General features: G+C 66.1%; 20 protein-coding genes. 11 read left to right on the top strand and 9 right to left on the bottom strand.

Annotated features, from left to right (window positions below; genetic code table 11):
- The first annotated feature begins 136 nt into the window (after nt 1-136).
- The 5 genes from JI744_RS12390 (at nt 137) to JI744_RS12370 (ending at nt 3310) form a co-directional block, all read left to right on the top strand.
- Nucleotides 137-1285 carry an MFS transporter gene (locus JI744_RS12390; RefSeq protein WP_202661383.1) on the top strand — a complete coding sequence of 383 codons (1149 nt, stop codon included), beginning with the start codon at nt 137-139 and terminating at the stop codon, nt 1283-1285.
- 104 nt (nt 1286-1389) lie between these two features.
- The gene (gene rpmB / locus JI744_RS12385; protein WP_202661381.1) at nt 1390-1677 is read left to right on the top strand and encodes a 50S ribosomal protein L28; all 288 of its coding nucleotides are present in this window, start codon (nt 1390-1392) and stop codon (nt 1675-1677) included.
- Nucleotides 1678-1794: 117 nt separating this feature from the next.
- Nucleotides 1795-2136 carry a hypothetical protein gene (locus tag JI744_RS12380; protein ID WP_202661379.1) on the top strand — a complete coding sequence of 114 codons (342 nt, stop codon included), beginning with the start codon at nt 1795-1797 and terminating at the stop codon, nt 2134-2136.
- A 37-nt stretch (nt 2137-2173) separates the two neighbouring features.
- The gene (locus JI744_RS12375; protein WP_202661378.1) at nt 2174-2707 is read left to right on the top strand and encodes a copper chaperone PCu(A)C; all 534 of its coding nucleotides are present in this window, start codon (nt 2174-2176) and stop codon (nt 2705-2707) included.
- 51 nt (nt 2708-2758) lie between these two features.
- The gene (locus tag JI744_RS12370; RefSeq protein WP_202661377.1) at nt 2759-3310 is read left to right on the top strand and encodes a 2OG-Fe(II) oxygenase; all 552 of its coding nucleotides are present in this window, start codon (nt 2759-2761) and stop codon (nt 3308-3310) included.
- Here the strand turns inward: JI744_RS12370 and JI744_RS12365 are convergent.
- A complete protein-coding gene (locus JI744_RS12365; protein WP_202661376.1) occupies nt 3307-3921 on the bottom strand; it encodes a DUF1287 domain-containing protein in 615 nt (204 codons plus the stop codon). The two genes, JI744_RS12370 and JI744_RS12365, sit on opposite strands and share 4 nt — an antisense overlap.
- 93 nt (nt 3922-4014) lie before the next feature.
- Here JI744_RS12365 and mnmH point away from each other — a divergent pair, with 93 nt between their 5' ends.
- A complete protein-coding gene (gene mnmH / locus JI744_RS12360) occupies nt 4015-5070 on the top strand; it encodes a tRNA 2-selenouridine(34) synthase MnmH (RefSeq protein WP_202661374.1) in 1056 nt (351 codons plus the stop codon).
- Here the strand turns inward: mnmH and selD are convergent.
- A complete protein-coding gene (selD, locus tag JI744_RS12355) occupies nt 5055-7253 on the bottom strand; it encodes a selenide, water dikinase SelD (protein ID WP_202661372.1) in 2199 nt (732 codons plus the stop codon). The two genes, mnmH and selD, sit on opposite strands and share 16 nt — an antisense overlap.
- 100 nt (nt 7254-7353) lie before the next feature.
- Here selD and JI744_RS12350 point away from each other — a divergent pair, with 100 nt between their 5' ends.
- Together JI744_RS12350 and JI744_RS12345 are read left to right on the top strand one after the other, a co-directional pair.
- Nucleotides 7354-8640 carry an RNA polymerase factor sigma-54 gene (locus JI744_RS12350; RefSeq protein WP_202661370.1) on the top strand — a complete coding sequence of 429 codons (1287 nt, stop codon included), beginning with the start codon at nt 7354-7356 and terminating at the stop codon, nt 8638-8640.
- Nucleotides 8641-8980: 340 nt separating this feature from the next.
- Entirely contained in the window at nt 8981-10981 is a 2001-nt protein-coding gene (locus JI744_RS12345) for a hydantoinase/oxoprolinase N-terminal domain-containing protein (protein ID WP_202661368.1), read from the top strand.
- 118 nt (nt 10982-11099) lie between these two features.
- Here the strand turns inward: JI744_RS12345 and JI744_RS12340 are convergent, their stop codons facing one another.
- From JI744_RS12340 to JI744_RS12330, 3 genes are all read right to left on the bottom strand, one after another.
- A complete protein-coding gene (locus JI744_RS12340) occupies nt 11100-12692 on the bottom strand; it encodes a peptidoglycan -binding protein (RefSeq protein ID WP_202661366.1) in 1593 nt (530 codons plus the stop codon).
- A gap of 3 nt (nt 12693-12695) precedes the next feature.
- Complete coding sequence (locus JI744_RS12335) at nt 12696-13856, bottom strand: biopolymer transporter ExbB (protein WP_202661364.1); 1161 nt, start codon at nt 13854-13856, stop codon at nt 12696-12698.
- 81 nt (nt 13857-13937) lie between these two features.
- Complete coding sequence (locus JI744_RS12330) at nt 13938-14465, bottom strand: gamma-glutamylcyclotransferase (RefSeq protein WP_202661361.1); 528 nt, start codon at nt 14463-14465, stop codon at nt 13938-13940.
- Between the two features lie 60 nt (nt 14466-14525).
- On the opposite strand from JI744_RS12330, the gene JI744_RS12325 reads away from it, so the two are divergent.
- On the top strand, nt 14526-15515 hold the full coding sequence (locus JI744_RS12325; RefSeq protein WP_202661360.1) for a DUF2125 domain-containing protein: 990 nt from the start codon (nt 14526-14528) through the stop codon (nt 15513-15515).
- Here the strand turns inward: JI744_RS12325 and JI744_RS12320 are convergent.
- From JI744_RS12320 to hisC, 3 genes are read right to left on the bottom strand one after another with little or no spacing between them, the layout of a single operon-like run.
- The gene (locus JI744_RS12320; protein WP_236019413.1) at nt 15512-16447 is read right to left on the bottom strand and encodes an extensin-like domain-containing protein; all 936 of its coding nucleotides are present in this window, start codon (nt 16445-16447) and stop codon (nt 15512-15514) included. The genes JI744_RS12325 and JI744_RS12320 overlap by 4 nt on opposite strands.
- Entirely contained in the window at nt 16444-17376 is a 933-nt protein-coding gene (locus JI744_RS12315) for a prephenate/arogenate dehydrogenase family protein (RefSeq protein WP_202661358.1), read from the bottom strand. The genes JI744_RS12320 and JI744_RS12315 overlap by 4 nt, the downstream gene beginning before the upstream one ends.
- A complete protein-coding gene (gene hisC, locus JI744_RS12310; protein WP_202661356.1) occupies nt 17373-18458 on the bottom strand; it encodes a histidinol-phosphate transaminase in 1086 nt (361 codons plus the stop codon). Before hisC ends, JI744_RS12315 begins: the two co-directional genes overlap by 4 nt.
- Before the next feature lie 138 nt (nt 18459-18596).
- Between hisC and JI744_RS12305 the strand changes: the two genes are divergently transcribed.
- Nucleotides 18597-19988 (top strand): aspartate aminotransferase family protein, encoded by a 1392-nt coding sequence (locus JI744_RS12305; RefSeq protein WP_407927590.1) that lies wholly within the window; start codon nt 18597-18599, stop codon nt 19986-19988.
- Nucleotides 19989-19995: 7 nt separating this feature from the next.
- Nucleotides 19996-21387: a glutamine synthetase family protein gene (locus JI744_RS12300; protein WP_202661354.1), complete on the top strand. Its 1392-nt coding sequence runs from the start codon at nt 19996-19998 to the stop codon at nt 21385-21387.
- A 149-nt stretch (nt 21388-21536) separates the two neighbouring features.
- On the opposite strand, the gene JI744_RS12295 is transcribed toward JI744_RS12300, so the two are convergent.
- Entirely contained in the window at nt 21537-22175 is a 639-nt protein-coding gene (locus tag JI744_RS12295; protein WP_202661352.1) for a ribonuclease T2 family protein, read from the bottom strand.
- Between the last annotated feature and the right edge of the window lie 121 nt (nt 22176-22296).

The following is a 22296-nucleotide window of genomic DNA, read 5'->3' as shown; positions in this document are numbered from 1 at the left end:
GCATGGCGCGACCGGGGGCCTATAGCGGCGAATCACCCGCGTGGAAAGCGGAAAAGTGCTGTGTGCGACGGCGCTGCCGGGCGCGATGTCGGCGGCGGGCTTGCCGCGGTTGGGGTGTCAGGCTAGGCGCTGAGGCATGATTTCCGCCCGTCTGATTACACTGGCCCGCGCACCTTTGGCCACCTTTGCCGCCATGGGCGTGCTGTGGGGCGGCTTTGCGGCCGAACTGCCAGACACCAAGGCCATGCTGGGTGTGGACGAATCCGCGCTTGGTCTGTTGCTGTTCATGACGCCGCTGGCGGCGGTGGCGGCGATGCTGGTGGCGCCCTGGCTGGGTGCGCGGTTGGGGCGGGTGGCGCTGCCAGTTGCAACGCTGGCGATGGCGGCGGCCTTTGTGCTGCCGGGGCAGGTGGGTGCGGTGGTCTGGCTGTTTCCGCTGGCGATGCTGGCCTGCGGCGCGACCACCGGTTTGACCGATGTGCTGATGAACGCGCGTGTCGCGGATCTGGAGGCGCAGACCCGGCTGCACATGATGAACCTGTGCCATGCCGCCTATTCCTTTGGCTATGCCGGGGGCGCGGTGGCCGTTGGGGCCATGCGCGATGCCGGTTGGCCACCCGCAGCGGTTCTGGCGGCGCTGAGTTTGGTTGCGGGTGCCATGGCGCTGACCACGCTCGAGGCCGATGGCCGGATTGGCGGCCTTGCCCGCCCCAAGGATCGCGCGGCGGGGCGGCTGGGGCTGTTGCCCTTGTTGGGCGGCGCGATGGTGCTGATTGCATTTCTGACCGAGAATGCGGCCGAAAACTGGTCGGCGCTGCATATCGAGCAGACGCTGGGCGGATCGCCCGCCCATGGTGCGATGGGACCGGCGGTCATGGCAATGACCATGGGGCTCGCGCGGCTGGTGGGGCAGGGCATGGTGGCGCGGGTCAACCCGGTGCGGTTGCTGACGGCGGGCGCGGCGGTATCGGCCACCGGCGCGCTGATCGCTGCGGGGGCGGTGAACCCGGCAATGGCCTATGCGGGATTTGTGGTCATGGGCATCGGGTCATCGGTGATTGCGCCGACGACCTTTTCGCTGGTTGCCAATCGTGCGGCACCGCAATCGCGCGCCCGTGCGGTGGCGCGGGCCACGCTGTATGGGTATTTCGGCTATTTCGTCGGGCCGCCGGTGTTCGGCTATATTGCCGGGCATCTGGGGCTGCGGACGGCCTTTGTTGTCGCGGCGGCGATGCTGGTCTTTGTGCCACTGCTGGCACGGCTGATCGGCAATGACCGGGTGTGAATCGCTTGACGACCGTTCGGAATCCCCCTAAAGGCCGATCAGCGAATATCGGGAGCGTACCGCTGGTGCGCCCCCTCTCTGTTTTGACACGAAGGATCACGACCATGTCGCGCGTCTGCGAACTGACGGGCAAGGGCCCGATGAGTGGCAACACGATCAGCCACGCCAACAACAAGACCCGCCGCCGGTTCCTTCCGAACCTGAACGAGGTCACGCTGATTTCCGACGTGCTGGGCAAGGCGTTCAAGCTGCGCGTCTCGGCCGCCGGTCTGCGCACGGTGGACCACCGTGGCGGGTTGGATGCGTTCCTGGCCAAGGCCAAGGATGACGAGCTGTCGGTTGCCGCCCAGCAGATCAAGAAAGACATCGCCAAGGCTCAGGCCGCCGCCTGATCTTTGCCGATCGCCAATAGGGGCCCTGCGTGCGCGTCACGCGGGGCCTTTTGGCTTTGGCGGGGTGACAAGCTGTCGCTTGGCCCCGGCGCGGCGCTGGGTTAAAAGGCGGGCATGATGCGGCATCATCCCATGATCGGCCTGTTTCTGGCGCTGTGTCTGGCGCTGACCTCGGTCAGCCTGGCAGTGGCGCGGGTGCAGGCGCCCATGGCGGGCTGGGTCGAGGTGTGCGGGACCACAGGGGCGATGGCTGTCGATGCCGATGGCCGCCCTGTCGGCCCGGTGCATCTGTGCCCCGATTGTATCGCGGCCTTTGCCGTGGCCGATCTGCACGGCGCGCAGCCGGATGCGGTGCCGCCGCAAGGCTGGGCGCATCTTGCGGTAGGGCACCTGCTGCCCTCGCAATGGGCGATGCCGCTGCTGACGGTCGAGGCGCGGGGGCCGCCGCCAAGGTTCTGAACAGCTTTCGTTTCAGATCAATCACAGGACAAGTAACATGACTTCGATCCGCACTTTTCTGGCCGCCGCTGCGGCTGCCCTTGCGCTGGCCCAACCCGCCCTTGCCCATGACACCCACCCCGAAGGCATCCATATCCATGATGCCTATGCCCGCGTGAATGGCGGTATGGGCAAGACCGGGGCGGTGTTCTTCATGATTCACAACAATACCGGGAAAGATCTTGTCATCACCGGCGTCGCCTCCGATGCGGCCAAGGTGGTGGAACTGCACACCCATGTCGAAAGCGCCGATGGCGTGATGCAGATGAACAAGATCGAAGGCGGCGTGCCGCTGCCGCAAGGCGAGATGCACGAATTTGCCCGTGGTGGCGATCATATCATGCTGATGGGGCTGACCAAGGATCTGAAAGATGGCGACAAGTTTGCCGTCACCCTGACCTTTGACGATGGTGAGACCGGCAGTTTCGAAGCAGTGGTCGATAACCAGCGCAAGGCGGGTGCTTCGATGGACATGGATGGCATGATGATGGATGGCATGGACCACAGCGCCATGGGCCACAGCTCTCCTTGAAGCGACGACAGCGCCCGGCCATGCCGGGCGCACCCCTCCTTAAGGTGCCCGATGATCCCGTTTCAGACCCTGCCCGACGCCCTGACGCCCGAAGATTGCGACCGGATCATCGCCGCCGTGCAGGCCAGTGCGATGAAGGATGCAGGTCTGGTGCGCGGCCAGACAGCGCATCATTTGCGCCGGGCAGAGATTGCCTGGCTGGATGACATTCCCGAAGGGGCCTGGGTGATGGACCGCATGGTTGGCCTGATCGCGCAGGCCAACCGCACCGCCTTCAACTTTGACCTGACCGATTTCGGCGAAAGCGCGCAGGTGGCCCGTTATGGGGCAGAGCGCGAGGGGCACTTTGGCTGGCATTCCGATATCGGGGCGGGCACCTGGGCGGCAAAGCGCAAGCTGACGGTGGTGGTGCAATTGTCGGATCCCGCCGATTACGACGGCGGCGCGCTGGAGCTGTGGCCCGACAGCAATGTTGCCACTGCACCGCGCCAGCGCGGGCTGGCCACGGTGTTCCCCAGTTTCGAGCTGCACCGGGTGACACCTGTCACCCGCGGCACCAGATGGTCGCTGACGCTGTGGGCGCATGGCCCGGCGTTTCGCTAACGGTCCAGCGCCCTCATCCAGTCCAGCGCCTGCGACGTGATCCGGTAATGGCCGGTGATGGGGAATGACATCAACAGGTCTTCCTCTTGTGCGCCGCCACCAATGTTATGAAGGATCAGGTGCTGGTCACCGTCGCTGTTCATCTGATCCGAGACGATACCGATATGCGGCAGGTTGCCCGGCAGCCGCCAGGTGACCAGATCGCCCGGCTGGTATTCGGCGGGATCGTCGCTGACCGGCAATTCGGCGCCCGCGCGTTCCAGCATCGCTTGCAGGTTTGGCACGCGGCGATGGTCGATATTGGCATCGGGGCCAGACAAAGCCCAGTTCTGCGGATAGGCGTCAAAGGCGCGGATCATGTCGGCATGGACGACGCGCTGAAGATCCAGCCCCCAGCCGGTGCGAAAGGCGCGGATCAGCACATCGGTGCAAACCCCCCGGTCGGGTGGAACATCGCCGCCGGGGTATGACAGGCCAACATAGGTCGGGTCATACCTGATGGTCACGCCAACCTGTGCGCGGGCGGCGGTGATCAGGGCGGGCATATCCTGTGCCGATGCCGGCGGCGTGGCCAGCAGCAGCGCGAAAAGGGCAACAAGAAGCAGACGCATCGGCCCAGATTGCCGCAAGGTTGCCATCCTTGCCAGAGGACTGCACAGGGGCAGGCATCTTCCCGCCAGCGTGTCCATGCGGTATCAGCAGGCATGGCCATTACCTTGACCCGCCTGACCGACCTTGCCGCCCATGGCTTCGATGACATCATCGACGTGCGCGCCCCCGCCGAATTTGCCGACGATCATCTGCCCGACGCCATCAGCCTGCCGGTGCTGGATGATGAGGAACGCGCACGGGTGGGCACGATCTACAAACAGGTCTCGCCTTTTACGGCGCGCAAGCTGGGGGCTGCGCTGGTGGCGCGCAACGCCGCCCGGCATCTGGAGGGGGTCTTGGCCGACAAGCCCGGCGGCTGGCGTCCGCTGGTCTATTGCTGGCGGGGCGGGCAGCGGTCGGGGTCATTCGCGTCGATCCTGTCACAGATCGGTTGGCGGGTGGAAACCATCGCAGGCGGCTACAAGGCATGGCGTGGGCTGGTGGTCGAGGCGCTGGGGCAGGTGCCGGATCGGGTGCAGGGCCGGGTGATCGTGCTGGATGGCAACACCGGCAGCGCCAAGACCGAACTGCTGGCTTTGATGGCGGCGCAAGGTGTGCAGGTCATTGATCTGGAGGGGCTGGCCAACCATCGCGGATCGCTGTTCGGCGCGATGGGTCCGCAACCCGGCCAGCGCGGGTTCGAGGGGCGGCTGGCCATGGCGCTGGCCAGCCTGGACCCGGCCCGCCCCGTGGTGATCGAGGCGGAAAGCGCCAAGGTTGGCGAGCGCAGCCTGCCTGCGGGCTTGTGGCGCGCCATGTGCGCCGCGCCGCGCATCGTGCTGACGGTGCCGGTGGCGGCGCGCGCCGCCTATCTGGTGCGGGCCTATGACGATCTGTCCGCCGATGTGGCGCGGCTGACGGCCATTATCGAACGGCTGCGCCCGCTGCATGCCGCCGGTGTCATCGCCCGGTGGCAGGCGCTTGCCGGGGCCGGAGAGTTTGGCGATCTGGCGCAAGAGCTGATGATTCAGCATTATGACCCGCGCTATGCCAAACACCGCAGCCGCATGGCGGTGCCGGTGACAGAGGTTGAGGCCACCAGCCTTGACCCCGCCGATCTGCGGGCGCTGGCGGCGCGGTTGGTCAGGGTTATTCAATCGTTTGATTGAATAACCTCAATCCGGGGCGGTCCGGCCACGACCTGCCCGATCCGCACTGCGTCATACCCCGCCGCGCGAAGCCGTTCCAAAATTTCCTCTGCCTGCTCGGCAGGAACGGCGGCCAGCAGGCCGCCCCCGGTTTGGGGATCATGCAGCAACGCGCGCAGGGGGCCTTCGGGCAGCATCAGCCGCCCCACCGTCAGCGCGCGGTTGGCGGGCGCGAGGCTGGAGCTTTCGCCAGCGGCAGCAAGCTTCATTGCGCCGGGCAACAGGGGGATGGTCGCAGCCTGCACCTGCGCGCCGCAACCAGAGGCATCCAGCATTTCCAGTAGATGCCCGGCAAGGCCAAAGCCGGTGACATCGGTCATCGCACGGGCAACCGGGGCCAGCACGGCGGCGGCGGGGCCAGAGGATTGCGTCATCGAGGTCAGGGCAGCAGCGACCGCCTCTCCCAATATCAGGCCGGGCAGGTGGACCACCGCCATTTCGGCGGCCATGATGGTGCCGGTGCCAATAGCTTTGGTCAGGATCAGAGCATCGCCCGGTTGTGCGCCCCCTTTTGTCAGCGCGCGGCGGGCAAGGCCGGTGACGGTAAAACCAATCGTCAGCTCACCCCCGACCGAACTGTGGCCGCCGACAACATCGGCCCCGGCCTCGGCAAAGGTGGCGGCGGCTTCGGCCATCACCTCGGCCAGCGTTTCGGCGGATTTGGTATCGGACATGCGGGGCAGGATAACTTGCGTCAGCGCCGCCTGCGGGGCGGCCCCCATCGCCCAGATATCCCCAAGCGCATGCAGGGCGGCGATCCGCGCCATCAGGCGCGGGTCATGGGTAAATCTGCGCAGGTGGTCGGTGGTGATGACCTGCACCCCCCCTTGGGCGCGCAGGATCGCGGCATCATCGCCCCGACCTGACAGCACATCGGCGCGGGCGGGCTGCGGCAGCGCCGCCAGTGCCCCGGCCAGCGCAGGCCCGCCCAGCTTTGCCCCGCAGCCACCACACAAAGGTTTCGGCCCGATCACCTCGGCCAGTCCGGGCACTGCATTGGCGGGCAAAGCGGGGGCCGGCATGGCGGGAAAATCACCGAACATGGCCATGAACTTGCGGTCGATCCGGTCTTTCAGCCGCCACAGCCACGGCCCGCCCGCGCGCAGGCCGAACTTGTCGGCCACCGCCGCCTTGTCGCCGGTTGACACCAGCTTGAGGTAGTCGCGCTGTGGATGGTAGGTGCGCAGCGGCGCCCCGGTCAGCGCGGCGCGCAGGTTGTGAAACAGCACCGGCGCCTGCCGGACGGCAAAGACCCCGGCCTTGGGGCGCGGGGCGTGCGTCATGTGGGCGCAATCGCCCGACGCAAAGACCTGCGGGTCAGAGGTTTGCAGCGTGGGGCCAACGGTCACAAAGCCGCGTTCCAGCGCCAGCCCGGTTTCGCCCAGCCAGCCCTGCGGGCGGCTGCCCGCAACCGTCAGCACGAAATCGGCCCCCAGCGTCTGGCCATTGGTCAGCGCAACCTCGGTTGCCGTGGCGCCAACCGGCGTTTCGCCGGTGACAATGGCAACGCCCGCCTTGGCCAGATGGTCCAGCAGGCTGCGTCGTGCGCCTGCGCCGATATGTGGCAGGATTTCCGCCGCCCTTTCCACCAGCGTGATCTTGGGTTGCGCCCCGCCCGCCCGCAGCCGGTAGGCCGAGGCGAGTGCCAGTTCCACCCCACCCACCCCGCCGCCGACCACGACCACACGGGGATAGGCAAGGCGGCGGGCCACAAACGCCTCCCACGCAAGGGCATAATCGCCCAAGGGTTTGGCGGCGGTGGCATGGCGGGCAAAACCGGGCAGGTCGGGCAGATCTGACCCGATGCCGATATCAAGTGAGGCAACATCATAGGGCAGCGGCGGTCGGTCGTGCAGCACGATCTGTCGGGCGGCGGTGTCGATCCCCGCAGCACGATCCAATATCAGGCGCGCGCCTGCGAACCGTGCAAGACGCACCAGATCAATCATGATCTCGTCCCGCCGGTAATGCCCCCCGATCAGGCCGGGCAACATGCCGGTATAGGGGGCGACCGGGCCTGGGTTGATCAGCGTCAGCCGCGCGCCGGGCAGCGGGGCCATCGCCCACATCCGCGCCACAAGCGCGTGGGCATGACCGCCCCCCACCAGCACCACATCGCGCATCACCGGATAGTCAGCCTGCATGGCCTGCCCCCTTTTCAGGGTTACCCTAGCGGGCGGGCGAGGCAAGGAACAGGTGCCCCGCCTGCTTGACGGCGGAAGCTTGCGGCCCGAAAGTCGGCCCATGGCGCCGCGCCCCCGCATACAGATCTCGCAGACTCTGCGGCTGGAGTTGAACACCAGCCTGCAAGTATCGATTGGCCTGTTGCGCACCGATGCAGCAGGGCTAAGTCGGTATCTGGAGGAGCAAGCGGCCACCAACCCGCATCTGCGGTTGACCCCGCCCGCCCCTGCGCCAGGCGACTGGTTGCCCCGGTGGAGCGGCGTTTTCGCCTCGGCAGGTGGTGGGGCGGATACCGAGTTCCTGCCCTCGGCCGGGCCAAGCCTTGCCGCCCATGTCGTGGCCGCCATCGAGGCGATGCGCCTGCCGCCCCGCGCCCGCCGCGTGGCGGAGGCGCTGGCCGATGCGCTGGAGCCGTCGGGCTGGCTGGGCCGGCCGTTGACGGTGATGGCCGATGAGGCGGCGGTGACGCTGGCCGAGGTGGAGGCGGTGTTGAAACAGTTGCAACAGATTGAGCCGCGCGGGTTGTTTGCCCGCGATCTGGCCGAATGTCTGGCCTTGCAGGCGCAGGAAATGGATGCGCTGGATGGTGCGATGCAGGTGGTGCTGGCCAATCTGCCGCTTCTGGCATCGGGCCAGACGGCGCGGCTGGCGCGGTTGGCGGGCTGTGACGAGGCCGGGGTTCTGGCGCGGTTCCGCCTGATCCGGGGGATGAACCCCAAGCCGGGGGCCAGCTTTGCCGGGCCGGGTGCAGCCGCCCCGCCACCCCGAGAGCCGGACCTTTTGGCGCGGGCGCGGCCCGAGGGGGGGTGGGAGATATCGCTGAACCGCTCGGCCCTGCCCACGCTGGAGGTGCGGCGGGCCGAGGCGGGGGATGCTGCACAACTGGCCGCCGCAAGGGCGCTGCAACAGGCTGTGAAGGCGCGCAATGCCACTCTGTTGCGCGTCGGCCGCGAGATTGCCGCCCGGCAGGAGGCGGCGCTGAACGACGGGGCTGCCGCGCTGGAGCCGATGACCATGGCCGATCTGGCCGAGGCGCTGGGCCTGCATAAAAGCACGATCAGCCGGGTGGTGGCGGGCACCTGCCTTGATACGCCGCGCGGGGCGTGGTGGCTGCGCCGAATGTTTTCTTCGGCCCGGCAGGGAAGTGGGGGGGCGACCTCTGCCGCGGCGCTGCGCCACCGGCTGCTGGGTCTGGTGGCGGGCGAAGACCCGCAGCGCCCGCTTTCGGATGCCGCCCTTGCGCGGGCTTTGCTTGCCGACACGGGGGTGGACCTGCCACGCCGAACCGCCGCGCAATATCGCGCCGATGCGGGCATTCCCCCCGCCCATCGCCGCCGTCGCCGCTAGGGTTTGGGGGGCCTGCCCCGCCCAAGCTGGCGAAGGCCATCGCCTTCGCCACACGGTGCAGTGGCAATCTGCACCGCCCGCCCCCCATCCCCCGGAGGGCGCTTCCCGCGCGCCCGGATCAGGCGCTGGCCTCTGGTAGTTCCGGCGGAACCGTCTCTGGCGGAAAGGTCGCGCACGGGCGGGGAAACGCCATGCGTTTCCTGATCTGCCCGCACCGAACCCTTGCCCCTGCGTCAATCCACCCCAAGACGGTCGCGAACGGGCAGGTTGCGGTCGCCGGGGGGCTGACCTTCGGGGCTGGGCGGGCTATGTCATCCCAGCGAACAGGACGGAGCGTCAGATGGCCTATTTCCTTGGGGTGGATACCGGCGGAACCTATACCGATGCGGTGATCGTGGACGAGGGCGCGCAGGCGGTTCTGGGCAAGGCCAAGTCGCTGACCACGCGGGCCGATCTGGCCCTTGGCATCGGGCGGGCGGCGGATGCGGCACTGGCCGCTGCCGGGGTGCGGGCCGACCAGATCGCGCTGGTCTCGCTGTCTACCACGCTTGCCACCAATGCGCTGGTGGAAGGGCAGGGGGGCCGCGTCGCGCTGGTCTTCATCGGGTTCGATGCGGGCGATATGGAGCGCGGCGGTCTGACCGAAGCGCTGAAGGGCGACCCGGTTATCTTGCTGGACGGCGGTCACAACCACGCGGGGGGCGAGGCTGCGCCGCTGGATCTGTCAGGGCTGGAGGCGCAACTGGTCGAACTGGCCGATCAGGTGATGGGCTTCGCCGTCGCCGCGCGGTTTGCCACGCGGAACCCGGCGCATGAGATTGCCGCGCGCGATCTGATCCGGCGGGTCACAGGGCGGCCTGTGACTTGTTCGCATGAGCTGTCGGCGCAATTGAACGGGCCGAAGCGGGCGCTGACGGCAGTGCTGAACGCGCGGCTGATCGGCATGATCGACCGTCTGGTCGCGGCCTGCGAGCGGCATCTGGAAACGGCGGGCATCAAGGCACCCCTGATGGTGGTGCGCGGCGATGGCGCGCTGATTTCGGCGGCTATGGTGCGCGAGCGTCCCATCGAAACCATCCTCTCTGGCCCCGCTGCCAGCATCGTCGGCGCGCGCTGGCTGACCGGGGCCAAGGATGCGCTGGTGTCGGACATCGGCGGCACCACAACCGACATCGCCCTGCTGAAAGATGGCCTGCCAGAGATTGACCCCGCAGGCGCGCAAGTGGGCGGGTTCCGCACCATGGTCGAGGCGGTGGCGATGCGCACCTGGGGCCTTGGCGGTGACAGCGAGGTGCATCTGTTGACGGCTGGCCTGACCGGGGGCCTGCGGCTTGGCCCGCGCCGGTTGATGCCGGTATCGCTGCTGGCGGTGGATGCGGGGCCGATGGTTCATGCCGCGTTGGACCGCTGGCTTTCGACCGAAACGGCGGGCGAGTTTGACGGGCGTTTCGTGGTGCCGATGGGCGGGCAGGCCGGGGGGCTGACCACGCGAGAAGCGGCGGTTCTGGCCCGCATCACCGAGCCGATGCCGATGGCCAGCGCCCTGACCAGCCGGATCGAGGTGGCGGCGCTGGAGCGTCTGGTGGCGCGGGGGTTGGTGATGATTTCGGGCGTGACGCCTTCGGACGCGAGCCATGTGCTGGGGCGGCTGGACGCATGGGATGGCGAGGCAGCCACAAAGGCGCTGACCCTGATCGCTCGGCGGCGGACGGGGGCGGGTGAGCGGTTTGCAGCGGATGGTGCAACCCTTGCGCAAAGCATTATCGACCAGTTGACCGACCAGACCGCCGATTGCCTGCTGGAAGCCGCCTTTGCCGAAGACCCGGCCTTTGCCGGGCAGGATGCGGGCGCGCTGGCGCGTCATGTGCTGCTGGCGAAGGGGCTGGTGAACCATCGCGGCGTCATCGCCCTGTCGGCGCGGCTGAACGTGCCGGTGATCGGGCTGGGGGCCTCGGCACCTTCCTACTATGGCGCGGTGGGCGAAAAGTTGGGCTGCGAGACGATCCTGCCTGAACACGCCGGTGTGGCCAATGCCATCGGTGCCGTGGTGGGGCAGGTCAGCCAGCGGGTGTCGGGGCTGGTCTCCTCTCCCGCCGCGGGGCGGTTCGTGGCGCATCTGGCGGATGGGTTGCAAAGTTTCACCACGGCAGAGGCCGCACTGGCCGCGATGGAGGCGGGCCTGCGGACCGAGGCCGAGGCGCGGGCACGGCAGGCGGGGGCCGAGGATCTGCACGTCATCGCCAGCCGTGAGTTGCGCGAGGCCGAGGTGGAGGGCGCGAAGATGTTCATCGAGGGTATGGTGACGGTGGTGGCCTCGGGTCGGCCACGGGTGGCGCACTGACGCCCCTCACCCCGGCCCTCTCCCCCGAGGGGAGAGGGAGAGTGCCCCATGGCCATGGCGCGCGCTTTGCCCATGCAGCGCCCCCTCTCCCCTCGGGGGAGAGGGTAGGGTGAGGGGGTCACCTCTCCGTCAGCTTCAACTCGATCCGCCGGTTCTGTGCCCGCGCGTCGGGGCTGTCGCCTTCCGCAACGGGCCGGTATTCACCAAACCCGGTTGCCGCCAGCCGCTCGGGCGGAAAGCCCAGCACTTCGGACATATAACGCACCACGGCCAGCGACCGGGCCTGCGAAAGCTGCCAGTTGTCCTTGAATTCGCCCGTGCCGGACAGGGGCACATTGTCGGTATGGCCATCAACCCGGATGATCCAGTCGATGCCGGGCGGAATTTCCGGCAGCACCTCATTCAGCGTCGCCACCACCTGCGCGATCTGGGCCTGCCCTTCAGGGGCAAGGTCGGCCGAGCCCGGCTGGAACAGCACTTCGGAGGAAAACACGAACCGGTCGCCCACAACCCGCACACCGGAGCGGCCGGCCATGATCTGGCTGATCTGGCCGAAGAATTCGCTGCGGTATTTGGCGAGGTTTTCGTTCTCGTTTTCCAGCCGCTTGCGTTCCGCCTCTTCCAGCTCCGCCCGCTTCTTTTGTTCCGAAGCCACCTGCGCCAGCGCGGAATTAAGCTGGCTGCCCAACGCATCCAATTGCACCTTGGCTTCGGCATCCTTGACGGCAGAGGCATCCAGCACTGCCTGCAAACTGCCCAACTGGCTGCGCAGGGCGGCGATCTGCTGGTTCAGCAGTTCCATCTTCTGCGCGGCCTCGACGGTCTTTTTCTGTTCTGCCGTTAGCGCGGCCTGCGCCACAGCCAGCCGGGCGGCGCGGTCATCACCCGTGGTTGCGGCCTTGGCGGCATCGGTGCGGGCGGCGGCGAGCAGGGTCAGCGTTTCCTCGGCCCGCTTGCGCTGTTCCTCCAGCGCGAGGGTCATCGAGGTCAGTTCGGTCTCGCTGCCCTTCAGCTTTTCCCGCAGCGCCTGCATGGCGGCGGCATCGACCAGACGGGCAGCTTCGGCATCGGAAATCTTGGTCTGCGCTGCCGTCAGCGCCGTCGCATCGGCCTGCCCCTTGGCGCGCAGATCGGCGACCAAAGCCTCCAGCGCCTCGCGCCTTGCGGCGGCAAGGCGGGCCTCTTCCGCCGATTTGTCGATCTCGGCGCGGGCCTTGGCGACGGCGAGGTCCAGCGCCTCTTTTTCCGAAAGCAGCTTGGTCTGCGCGGTTTGCAGATCGGTCACCTGCCCACGTGCGCTGTCGCGTTCGGACAGCAGGCTGGCCACCTGCGCCTCAAAACTCGTGATCCGGCCTTGCGCCGTGGCAAGGTCACCCTGCGCTGCCTGCAACTGCCCGGTCAGCGTGGCGATCAGGGCGGATTGCTTGTCGCCCTCGGCCTGCGCGGCGCTCAGCGAGGCCGACAGGTTCCCCACCTGCGCCTGCAAATCGGTGGCCTTTTGTTTTTCCAGGCCCAAGGCATCGGCCAGTTGCGCGACGGTCTGGTTCAGGTCGTCCAATTCCGTGGTCTGGGTGGTGATCGTGTCGCGCAACACGGCCTGCATCACGGTAAAGATGGTCAGGATGAACATCATCACCATGAGGAGCGTCGTCACCGCATCGACGAACCCCGGCCAGATATGAGAGGAATCGCGCCGGCGCGACAGGCCCATGCTTCAAGCCCGCCCACGCGCCAGTTGCCGCACGGCGGCGGTTAGCGCCGACAGGTCGGAACGCAGGTCGGTGACGGATTCCTGCCGCCCCGCCGCCAGTTCCTCCAGTATCCGCAGCAATTGCACGTCGATTGACCGCAGGCGCATCCGGCTTTCGGCATCGACTTGCGATTTGCTGTCCTCGCCAGTCAGGGCGGCGATCAGACGGTCTTGCCCCTCGGCCATGCGTATCAAGGTGGCGGCCTTTCCCTGTTCGGCCACGGCTACGCGGGCCAGTTTGGCGATGGCCGCCGTCAACTGATCCAGCTTTTCATCCGTCGCTTGCCGGTTCGCCTCGCCCTGCGCGATCAGGGTCTGCAACACCTCGACCTGACCTGTCACATGGTCCAGCATCGCCGAAACGGCGGCAGTCTCGCCATCGCTTTCCGGCCCGGCAAAGCCGAGGCGGGTGATCGAGGACAGCCATTCCTCCAGCTCTCGGTAAAACCGGTTCTGGCCGTGGCCCGCGAACAGCTCCAGCAGCCCCAGCACCAGCGATCCGGCCAGACCCATCAGGGATGAGGAAAACGCCGTGCCCATGCCGCCCAACTGGTTTTCAAGGCCACCCATCAGTTTCTGGAACACCTGAAGGCCGCTTTCCCCCTCTTTCGGGGCAAGGCCGCGAATGGTTTCCACCACCGCAGGAACCGTGGTGGCAAGGCCGTAGAAGGTGCCAAGAAGGCCAAGGAAAATCAGCAGGTTGATCAGATAGCGGGTAATATCCCGCGCCTCGTCTATCCGCGTTGCCACCGATTCCAGAATAGAGCGGGACGAGGAGGACGAAATCTGCATCTTCGCCCCGCGCGACCGCAGCAGCGCGGCAAGGGGGGCCAGAAGACGGGGCGCTGCCGCCTCTTCCGCGCCGGTATCGTGGCGGACAAAGCGTTCGATCCAACTGACCGATTGGGCAAGGGTGAACACCTGCCAGAAACAGGTCAGCACCCCAAGAAAGAACACAGCGGCGATAAAGCCGATCAGATAGGGGTTGGAATCCACAATCCCGATCAGCGTGCCATGAATGGCCCAGACCCCCGCCCCGATCAGGGCGCAGGCCACCAGCATGAACACGATCTGACGGATCGGCTGGCTGAAATAAGAGGGGGTCGCGCGGTCTGGTTTTTCCATCGGTTGGTCCGAAGGTGCTGCTCGGGCGCAAGCATAGCAGGCGGCGGGCGGCTGCCAAGCAAAACCCGTGCGACACCTGGTCTAAAGTGCGTGAACGCGCGCCACCAGCCACTCCAGATCGGGGTCGCCGATGCCCAGCTGCGCTAGATGCTGTGTGGTCGCGGTCAGATAGTCGCGGTTCGGGCCGCGCCCGCCCACGGCATGGGCGATGATCTGGGCCTGCTCTTCCAGCCGCAAGTGGCAATATTGCACATGGTGGGGGTCGATCACATAGACCAGCGCGCTGACTTGCGCGCCATCCACCAGATCAACCGGCAATTCGCGCTCCAGATAGGCGGAGGAAATCAGCTCTCGTTCCCGCAGATCGGCCAGCGTTTGCGCCTCAGCCCCCGGGGCGACGCGAAAGGCCACGCCGTCGCAATGCGCGCCGGGCAGGGCATCCAGCGCCAGCACAAGGCCGGGCTTTTCCTCGGTGCCGCGATGATGGATCGAGCGCATGCAAAAGCTGCGGTGCCAGTCGTGCAGTCGCGCCACGCGAAACTCGGCCACCGGAAAGCCCGGATGCCAGATCAGCGAGCCATAGCCGAACACCCACATGTCATGCGCCATAACTGGCCCTCCTGTTGCCAGCGGTGTAATCAGGCGGGGAAGCGAAAGGAAGCCCCGGACATGCGTGCCCTGACCTGGATTGTGGTTGTTGTTGCGGCGCTGTGGGGGGGATTCTGGTTCGTGGCCAGCACCGCTGTGCAGCGCGGGGTCGAAGGGTGGTTCACCGACCAGACCGCCAGTGGCATGGTGGCTGAAAAGGCCGGGCTTCGGGTGGCGGGCTTTCCCAACCGGATTGACCTGACGGTGACGGGCCTGCACCTGGCCAACCCTGTGACGGGGGCAGGATGGCGCGCGCCCGAGGTGCAGGTTTTCTCGATGTCGTGGAAGCCCTGGCACCTGATTGCGGCGCTGCCGGGCGGGCAGGTGCTGGATCTGCCGGGCCAGTCAGTCACGCTGGACGGCACGGACATGATGGGGTCGCTGGAACTGCATCCTGGCACGGCGCTGGGGCTGAACCGCATCCGGGCGGATGGACAGGGGGTCAAGCTGACATCGACCGCAGGCTGGACGCTGGCGGCGGCCAAGGTGGTTGCCGCGACCGAGGAAGACCCCAGCATGGCCAACACGCATCGTCTTGGCCTGACGGTCGAAGAGGTATCGCCCGATCCGGCCTTTGTGCGGGCGCTGGCCGATCCGGGCTTGCCCGCCGTCATTCCGCGCCTGCATCTGGATGCCTATGCCACGCTGACCGCCCCGATTGACCGTTTCGCGGGGCAGACCCATCCACGCCTGTCGGGGCTGGACCTGAAGGACCTGAGCCTTGACTGGGGCCCGCTGACGGTGAAGGCGGTGGGCAAGCTGGTGCCCGATGCGACAGGTCTGGCCGAGGGCGAAATTGCTTTGACCATCACCGACTGGCGCCGCGCGATGAAGGTGATCGTGGCGATGGGCGCGCTGACACAGGATCAGGCGGATGTGCTGTCTAACGGGCTGGAAACGCTGGCCAAGGCCGGGCCGGACCCCGATGTCTTGAACCTGCCATTGCGGGCAGCGAACGGGCGGCTGTCGCTGGGGCCGTTCCCGTTGGGGCCTGCGCCGCAGTTGGATTAGCGACAGTAGGCACCATAGCTGTAATGCGCCGTGTCGAAATGCAGATGATTTTCGTGGAACCCGTCCGATCCGGGGCCAAGCGTGGTGCCAAAGATGCCGCAGGCGGCTTTGTGGGCGCGGCGGATCTGGGCGTTGTAATCGTTCAGCACGGTCCAGCTTGACCCGTCGCTGAAGGTGAAGCCGGCGATGTCTATGGCGTTGCCCCGGCCATGTTCGCTGATCTTGTTGCCCTTCACATTGTTGCGGGGGCGACAGATGTAGCTGGCCGCGATCTGCAATTCGACCACCTTGCGCCCGCGCATGGCGGGGCGCAGACCACCCTCGATCCAGCGGTGGAGCGCGACGGCGGTCTGGCAGTTGATGGTGGCAGGTTGCGACAGGCGGATGCCTGCGACAGCTGTTACACGGATCGGTTCCTCGACCCCGCAGCCCTGCACCTTGGACGAGATGGGCGCCAGCTTTTCACCGATGATGTCTGGGTCACCACAGATCGCGCCGCCTTGCGCCTTTTTGCGCTTGCGCTTGCTGCTGCGGGACTCGGGCATGGGGTCCGGCATCGGTGCGGCGGCCAGCTCCACCTCGGGCGCAGGCAGTTGGCCAAGGTTTTCGGGGCGTGGCCGGGGCCGCATCGAGCTTTGCATCGTGGCTAATGGCAGCAAGGCTTCGGGTTGCGGTGCGGACTGGGCCAGTGCGGCAGGTTGGGCCAGTGCGGCAGGCCGGGGTCTGGGGCGCAATCCGGCGCGCAAAGTGGCCAGCGGCACCAAGGGTTCGGGTTGCGGTGGTGTTGCCATCACCTCAGCCACCTCAGCCACCGTTGCCGTCGCAGGGCGTGGCTTGGGCATAAGCGAGGTCGCGGGGGCGTCGGCCCGGACCGGCAGGGCCGCCAGCGCGGCCAATAGACAAAGAGTGCGGGCGGCCCCGGCCCGCATCATTCGCCCGGTTTGGCCGGGGGCGCCACGCGGCCGAAATCGGGGGCAGCGGTGTCTTGCCCGGCTTCGATGATGCCACGGCGAATGGCGCGGGTGCGGGTGAAATAATCGAACAACTGCTGCCCGTCGCCCATGCGGATAGCGCGCTGGAGGACAAAAAGCTCCTCGGTAAAGCGGCCGAGAATATCCAGCACGGCATCCTTGTTGGTCAGGAACACGTCGCGCCACATCGTCGGATCACTGGCAGCAATGCGGGTGAAATCACGAAAGCCAGAGGCGGAATACTGGATGACTTCGGAGTTTGATACCCGGCGCAGGTGATCGGCCACGCCCACCATGGTATAGGCGATCAGATGCGGGGTGTGCGAAACGACGGCCAGCACAAGGTCGTGGTGGGCGGGGTCCATCTCATCCACTTTGGCGCCCATGCCCTCCCAAAGGGCACGCAGGTGCGCCGTAGCCTCTGGCGAGGACTGCTCAATCGGTGTCAGCAAGCACCAGCGGTTGACAAACAGGCTGGCAAAGCCCGACCGGGGGCCGGAATGTTCGGTTCCGGCAAGGGGATGGCCGGGCACGAAGGCCACGCCTTCGGGCAAATGCGGAGCCACCGCCTCGATCACGGCCTGCTTGACGGAGCCGACATCTGTCACCGTGCAGCCGGCGGCCAAATGCGGGCCAATCTCGGCGGCAATGGCATCCATCGCTCCCACCGGCACGGCCAGTACCACCAGATCAGCGCCCTGCACCGCCGCTGCCGCAGTATCGAAAACCCGGTCGCACAGGCCGATTTCCAGCGCCGTCGCGCGGGTTTCGGGCGATTTCGCATGGCCGACAATCTCGCCCGCCAGCCCGTTTTCGCGCATGGCATGGGCCATGGACGAGGCGATAAGCCCCAGCCCGATCAGGGCGACGCGCTGGTAGATCACCGTCATTTCATGCCCTTGAACTGTCCGATGGCATGGGCCACGCGCCGGCACGACGCCTCATCCCCCACGGTGATGCGCAGGCAGTTGGGCAGCTTGTAGCTGGCCACTCGGCGCACGATCAGGCCCTGTTGTTGCAGATAGGCATCGCAAGCCTCAGCCTCTTCCACGCTGGCAAAGCGGGCGAGGATGAAGTTGGCCATGGAGGTATCAGACGGAACGCCCAAAGCCGCCAGCGCCTCGGCCAGCCATACGCGCATGCGGGCATTGTCGGCCCGGCATTTGTTGACGTAATCTTGGTCGCGCACGGCGGCCTCGGCGGTATCAAGCTGGGTGTTCGACAGGTTAAACGGCCCGCGAATGCGGTTCAGCACATCGATGATCGCCTTTGGCCCATAGGCCCAGCCGATGCGCAAACCCCCCAGACCATAGATTTTGGAAAAGGTGCGCGTCATCACCACGTTCTCGCGCGCCGATACCACCGAGGCCCCGCCGTCGAACCCTTCGACATATTCGGCATAAGCCCCGTCCAGAACCAGAATCGCCTGCGGCGGCAGGCTGTCGGCCAGCCGTTCCACCTCGGCCGTCGAAATCATCGTGCCGGTCGGGTTATTTGGGTTGGCCAGAAACACCAGACGCGTGCGGCGGTTGCAGGCCTTGAGAATGGCATCCACATCCGTCGTGCGATCGCGCTCTGGCACCTCGACCGGGGTGGCACCCACCGCCATGGCGCTGATGCGGTACATCAGGAACCCGTGTTCGGTGAAGACCACCTCTTCCTTCGGCCCGGCATAGGCCTGGCACAGAAAGGTGATGATCTCATCCGAACCGACACCGCAGATGATGCGGGCAGGCTCCAGCCCATGCACCTCTCCGATCGCCTCGCGCAGCGGGGTGTGGTCGGTCGAGGGGTAACGGTGCAGCGCATGAACCGAGCGCGCGAAAGCGTCCTTGGCCTTGTCGGACGGGCCGAAGGGGTTTTCGTTTGACGACAGCTTCACGGCATTGGCCACGCCTGCGACGGCGGCCTTGCCGCCCTCATACAAGGCAATGTCCATGATACCCGGCTGCGGGCGGATCAGGTCGCTCATCGGAATCCTCTGGGGTTCGTGGCGCGGGTTTTAGCCGGGGGGGGGCGTCAATGCCAGCAGCAATTCTGTCACGCCATGCGGGACTTTATTTTGATCAAATTATTCGCCATAAGGAATCGAACCACAGCGGAGGCCCCCATGACTGCCCCCAAGACTGCCCCGATGACTGCTGAAGTGATAGCCGGAATTCCCGTTGCACGGCTTGAGTCTTTCGCCAAGCGTGAAGCGAAACGCTATGCCAAGGCGCGGCCAAAGGCGAAACACGCGTTGGAGGCCGGGGCAAACGTGTTTCTGGATGGTGTGCCGCTGCACTGGATGAAAGACTGGCCGATGCCGCATTTGCCGTTGGTTGCCAAGGCTCATGGTGCAGTGATCGAGGATATTGACGGCCACAGAATCGATGATTTCTGCCTTGGCGATACCGGCAGCATGTTTGGCCATTCGCCTGCCCCCGTGGCCAAGGCGATCCGCCATCAGGCCCGCCGCGGCCTGACCTATATGCTGCCCACCGAAGATGCGTTGGAGGCCGGGCGGCTCTTGTCCGAGACCTTCGGTCCGATGCGCTGGCAGATCGCCACCACCGCCACCGATGCCAACCGCTTTGCCATTCGCGTGGCGCGGGCGGTGACGGGGCGGCCCAAGATCCTTGTGTTCAACGGTTGCTATCATGGCACGGTTGATGACGCGATGGTGGAACTTGACGGGGGTAAAACCCGCAATCGACAGGGCCTGATGGGGCAGGTGGCGGATCTGACCCTTGGCGCGGTCTGTGTGGAGTTCAATGATCTGGCTGCGGTCGAGGCCGCACTGTCCAAGGGCGATGTCGCCGCCATCCTGACCGAGCCGGTGATGACCAATTCCTGCATGGTGCTGCCCGATGCCGGGTTCCACGACGGGTTGCGCACCCTGTCACGCCGCCATGGCGCGCTGCTGATCATGGATGAGACGCATACGATTTCCAGCGGTCTGGGCGGCTATACCCGCGTGCATTCGCTGACCCCTGATATGTTCGTGGTCGGCAAATGCGTGGCGGGCGGCATGCCCACCGCCGTCTGGGGCATGACCGAGGAACTGGCTGCCCGCTACTCCGAGGCGAATGCTAATCGCGCGCCCGGCCATTCCGGCATGGGCACCACCTTGTCGGCGAACCCGATGCAATTCGCCTGTCTGAAGGCCAACCTGTCGCAGGTGATGACCGCCCCGGCCTATGCCCATATGGAGAAACTGGCCGAGCGCCTGTCGCATGGCCTGCGCAAGGTGATCGGCCGGGTCAAGGCACCGTGGCATGTGGTGCGCGTTGGCGCGCGGGTGGAGTTCATCTGTGCGCCCGGCCCGCTGAGGAATGGCGCCGAGGCGGGCCTTGCCCACCAGCCGCAGGTTGAGGCCGCGCTGCATACTGCGCTGTTGAACCAAGGCTGTCTGATCGCACCCTTCCACAACATGATGCTGATCAGCCCCAAGACCAAAAAGGCGCAAGTGGACCGCCTGATCGCCGCCTTCGATACCGCCATCACCGAACTTTTCGCCTGAGAAAACCATGACACAAGCTAACAGCCCCTCCGGCTCCACCGTCGCCGAAGCCGAAGCCTTCCTCGCCGCCCATCCCGAGATCGAAGCCTTCGACATCATCCTGCACGATTCGAACGGCATCGGGCGCGGCAAGATCATCCGCCGCCATGAACTGCTGTCGATTTACAAGGGCGGGCGGCACATGCCGATCTCGATCCTCGGCCTCGATATCTGCGGTGAGGATGTGCATGAGACCGGGCTGATATGGGATGAGGGCGACGGCGACCGCCGCGCCTGGCCCATTCCCGGTACGCTGGTGCCGCTGGCCGGAACCACCCCGCCGCGCGGCGAGGTGTTCATGTCGCTTTACAACCTCGATGGCAGCCAGATGACCTCTGACCCGCGCCACGCCTTACAGCGGCAGGTCGATGCGCTGGCAAGCGAAGGGCTGTTTCCGGCAGGGGCGTTTGAGCTGGAGTTTTTTTTGCTTGAGAATGAGCGCGACGCGAACGGCAAGATGATCCCGGCGCGCGATGTGCTGGACGGGCGGCGCAACTCAAAAACCGATGTCTATTCGGTCGATCAGCTTCACGGCATGTTGCCGCTGTTCAATGACATCTATGAAGGGGCCAAGGCGGCGGGCATCAAGGCGGAAACGCTGATTTCCGAATTCGCGCCGGGCCAGTACGAACTGACCCTGCATTACCGCGAAAACGTCATGCAGGCAGCGGATGACCTGATGCGGCTGAAGCGGCTGGTCAGAATGCACGCGCGGCTGCATGGCCGCACCGCCTGCTTCATGGCCAAACCGAATGAGGATTACGCCGGGTCGGGCATGCACTTCCATGTCTCGCTGCAAGACGCCAAGGGCACCAATGTGTTCATGGAGGCGGTTGAGGGCCAGTGGAGCGACACCATCCGCCATGCCATCGGTGGGTTGCGGCAGACCATGGGCGAATCAATGCTGGTCTTCGCCCCCCACGCCAACAGCTGGCGTCGCTTTGCCAGCCAAAGCTATGCACCGGTCTCGCCCACCTGGGGCGTCAACAACCGCTCGGTCGCGCTGCGCATCCCGGCGGGCGACATCCGCGCCCGGCGGGTGGAACACCGCCCGGCAGGCGTGGACGCCAACCCCTATCTGGTCGCGGCCACCGTGCTGGCAGGCATCCGCCACGGGCTGAAACATCGCATCGACCCCGGCCCCGAGGTGACGGGAAACGGCTATGATGCGGTGACGGATATCGTGATGCCCGACGATTGGCGCTCGGCCATCAAGGCCGCCACCGGATCGACTTTTCTGAAAGAGGCGCTGGGCGAAGAGATGCACCGTACGTTCACCGCAGTGAAGGCCGCCGAATATGCCCGCGTCATGCGCACGGTCAGCGAAGTAGACTTCGACCTTTACCTGCATACGGTGTAAGGGCGGACCTGTCGGCAGCGGGGGCGCTTCGCCCCCCGCACCCCCCGAGGATATTTCCAGAAGGGGAAGGTGAAAGCGTCGCTCTTTCCCTTCCCCTTCTGGAAATATCCTCGGGGGGTGCGGGGGTGTGAAACCCCCGGCGGTTGCGGTCAGCGCACGGCGTCCAGTTCGGCGTCCTTCATCCGACAATCGCGCGCGCTGTCGGGGGCGCAAGCGCGGGGGGACAGGTCTTTGGTCAGGCAGATGCGGACCTCTTGGATCATGCCCTGGTCGCAGGTCACGGTGATTTCGTCGCGTGTAAGGCCGGGGTTCGCCTCAAGGAACGCATCCTCGATGACCGAGGCGGGCAAGGTCATGTCTTTGCGGATTCGGGCAAAAACCGGCGGCAGGGTGATGCTGTCATGCGCGGCGCGGGCAGTCTTGTAGAAATCGGGCGCCGACTGGCCTGCGCAGCGGCCGTGTTTTTTCCACTGATAGAAGGCAAGGCCCGAACCGCCCATGATATCGGCCATTGCTGCCGTCTCGGCGCGGGTCGGGTCGCGCTGGGCGGTGCGGCAATAGCTGGGCCAGCCCTGCTCCTTTTGCGGCCAAAGCCCGTGCAGCACCCAGGTCAGCCCGCGCCCAGTCTGGCATTGCGGATCACCCCGCGCATCGCCGGTCAGCGCGCACCAGTTTGATGACCAGGACAGCGACATCACATAATAGTCGAAATCGCCCGCCCGTTCACCCTCGGCCCAGGCAGGGGCGGCGAAGCAAAAGGCTGCGAGGGCAAGGGCCAGTCTGCGCATTTCCACTTTCCCTTTGCTGCATTTCGCGCTATGGCCACGGCTGAACTCCCTGAAAACGTGGAATTCGCGGGCCTGAAAACCTGCCGCCGTTTTCCCGGCTTGGGAGAGATTTGTAAAGGTC

Origin of the sequence: Fuscibacter oryzae, from assembly GCF_016765795.1 — a bacterium.
Taxonomy (GTDB): domain Bacteria; phylum Pseudomonadota; class Alphaproteobacteria; order Rhodobacterales; family Rhodobacteraceae; genus Fuscibacter; species Fuscibacter oryzae.
Note: the sequence above shows the minus strand (reverse complement) of the source record. Positions and strands in the feature narration are given on the sequence as shown.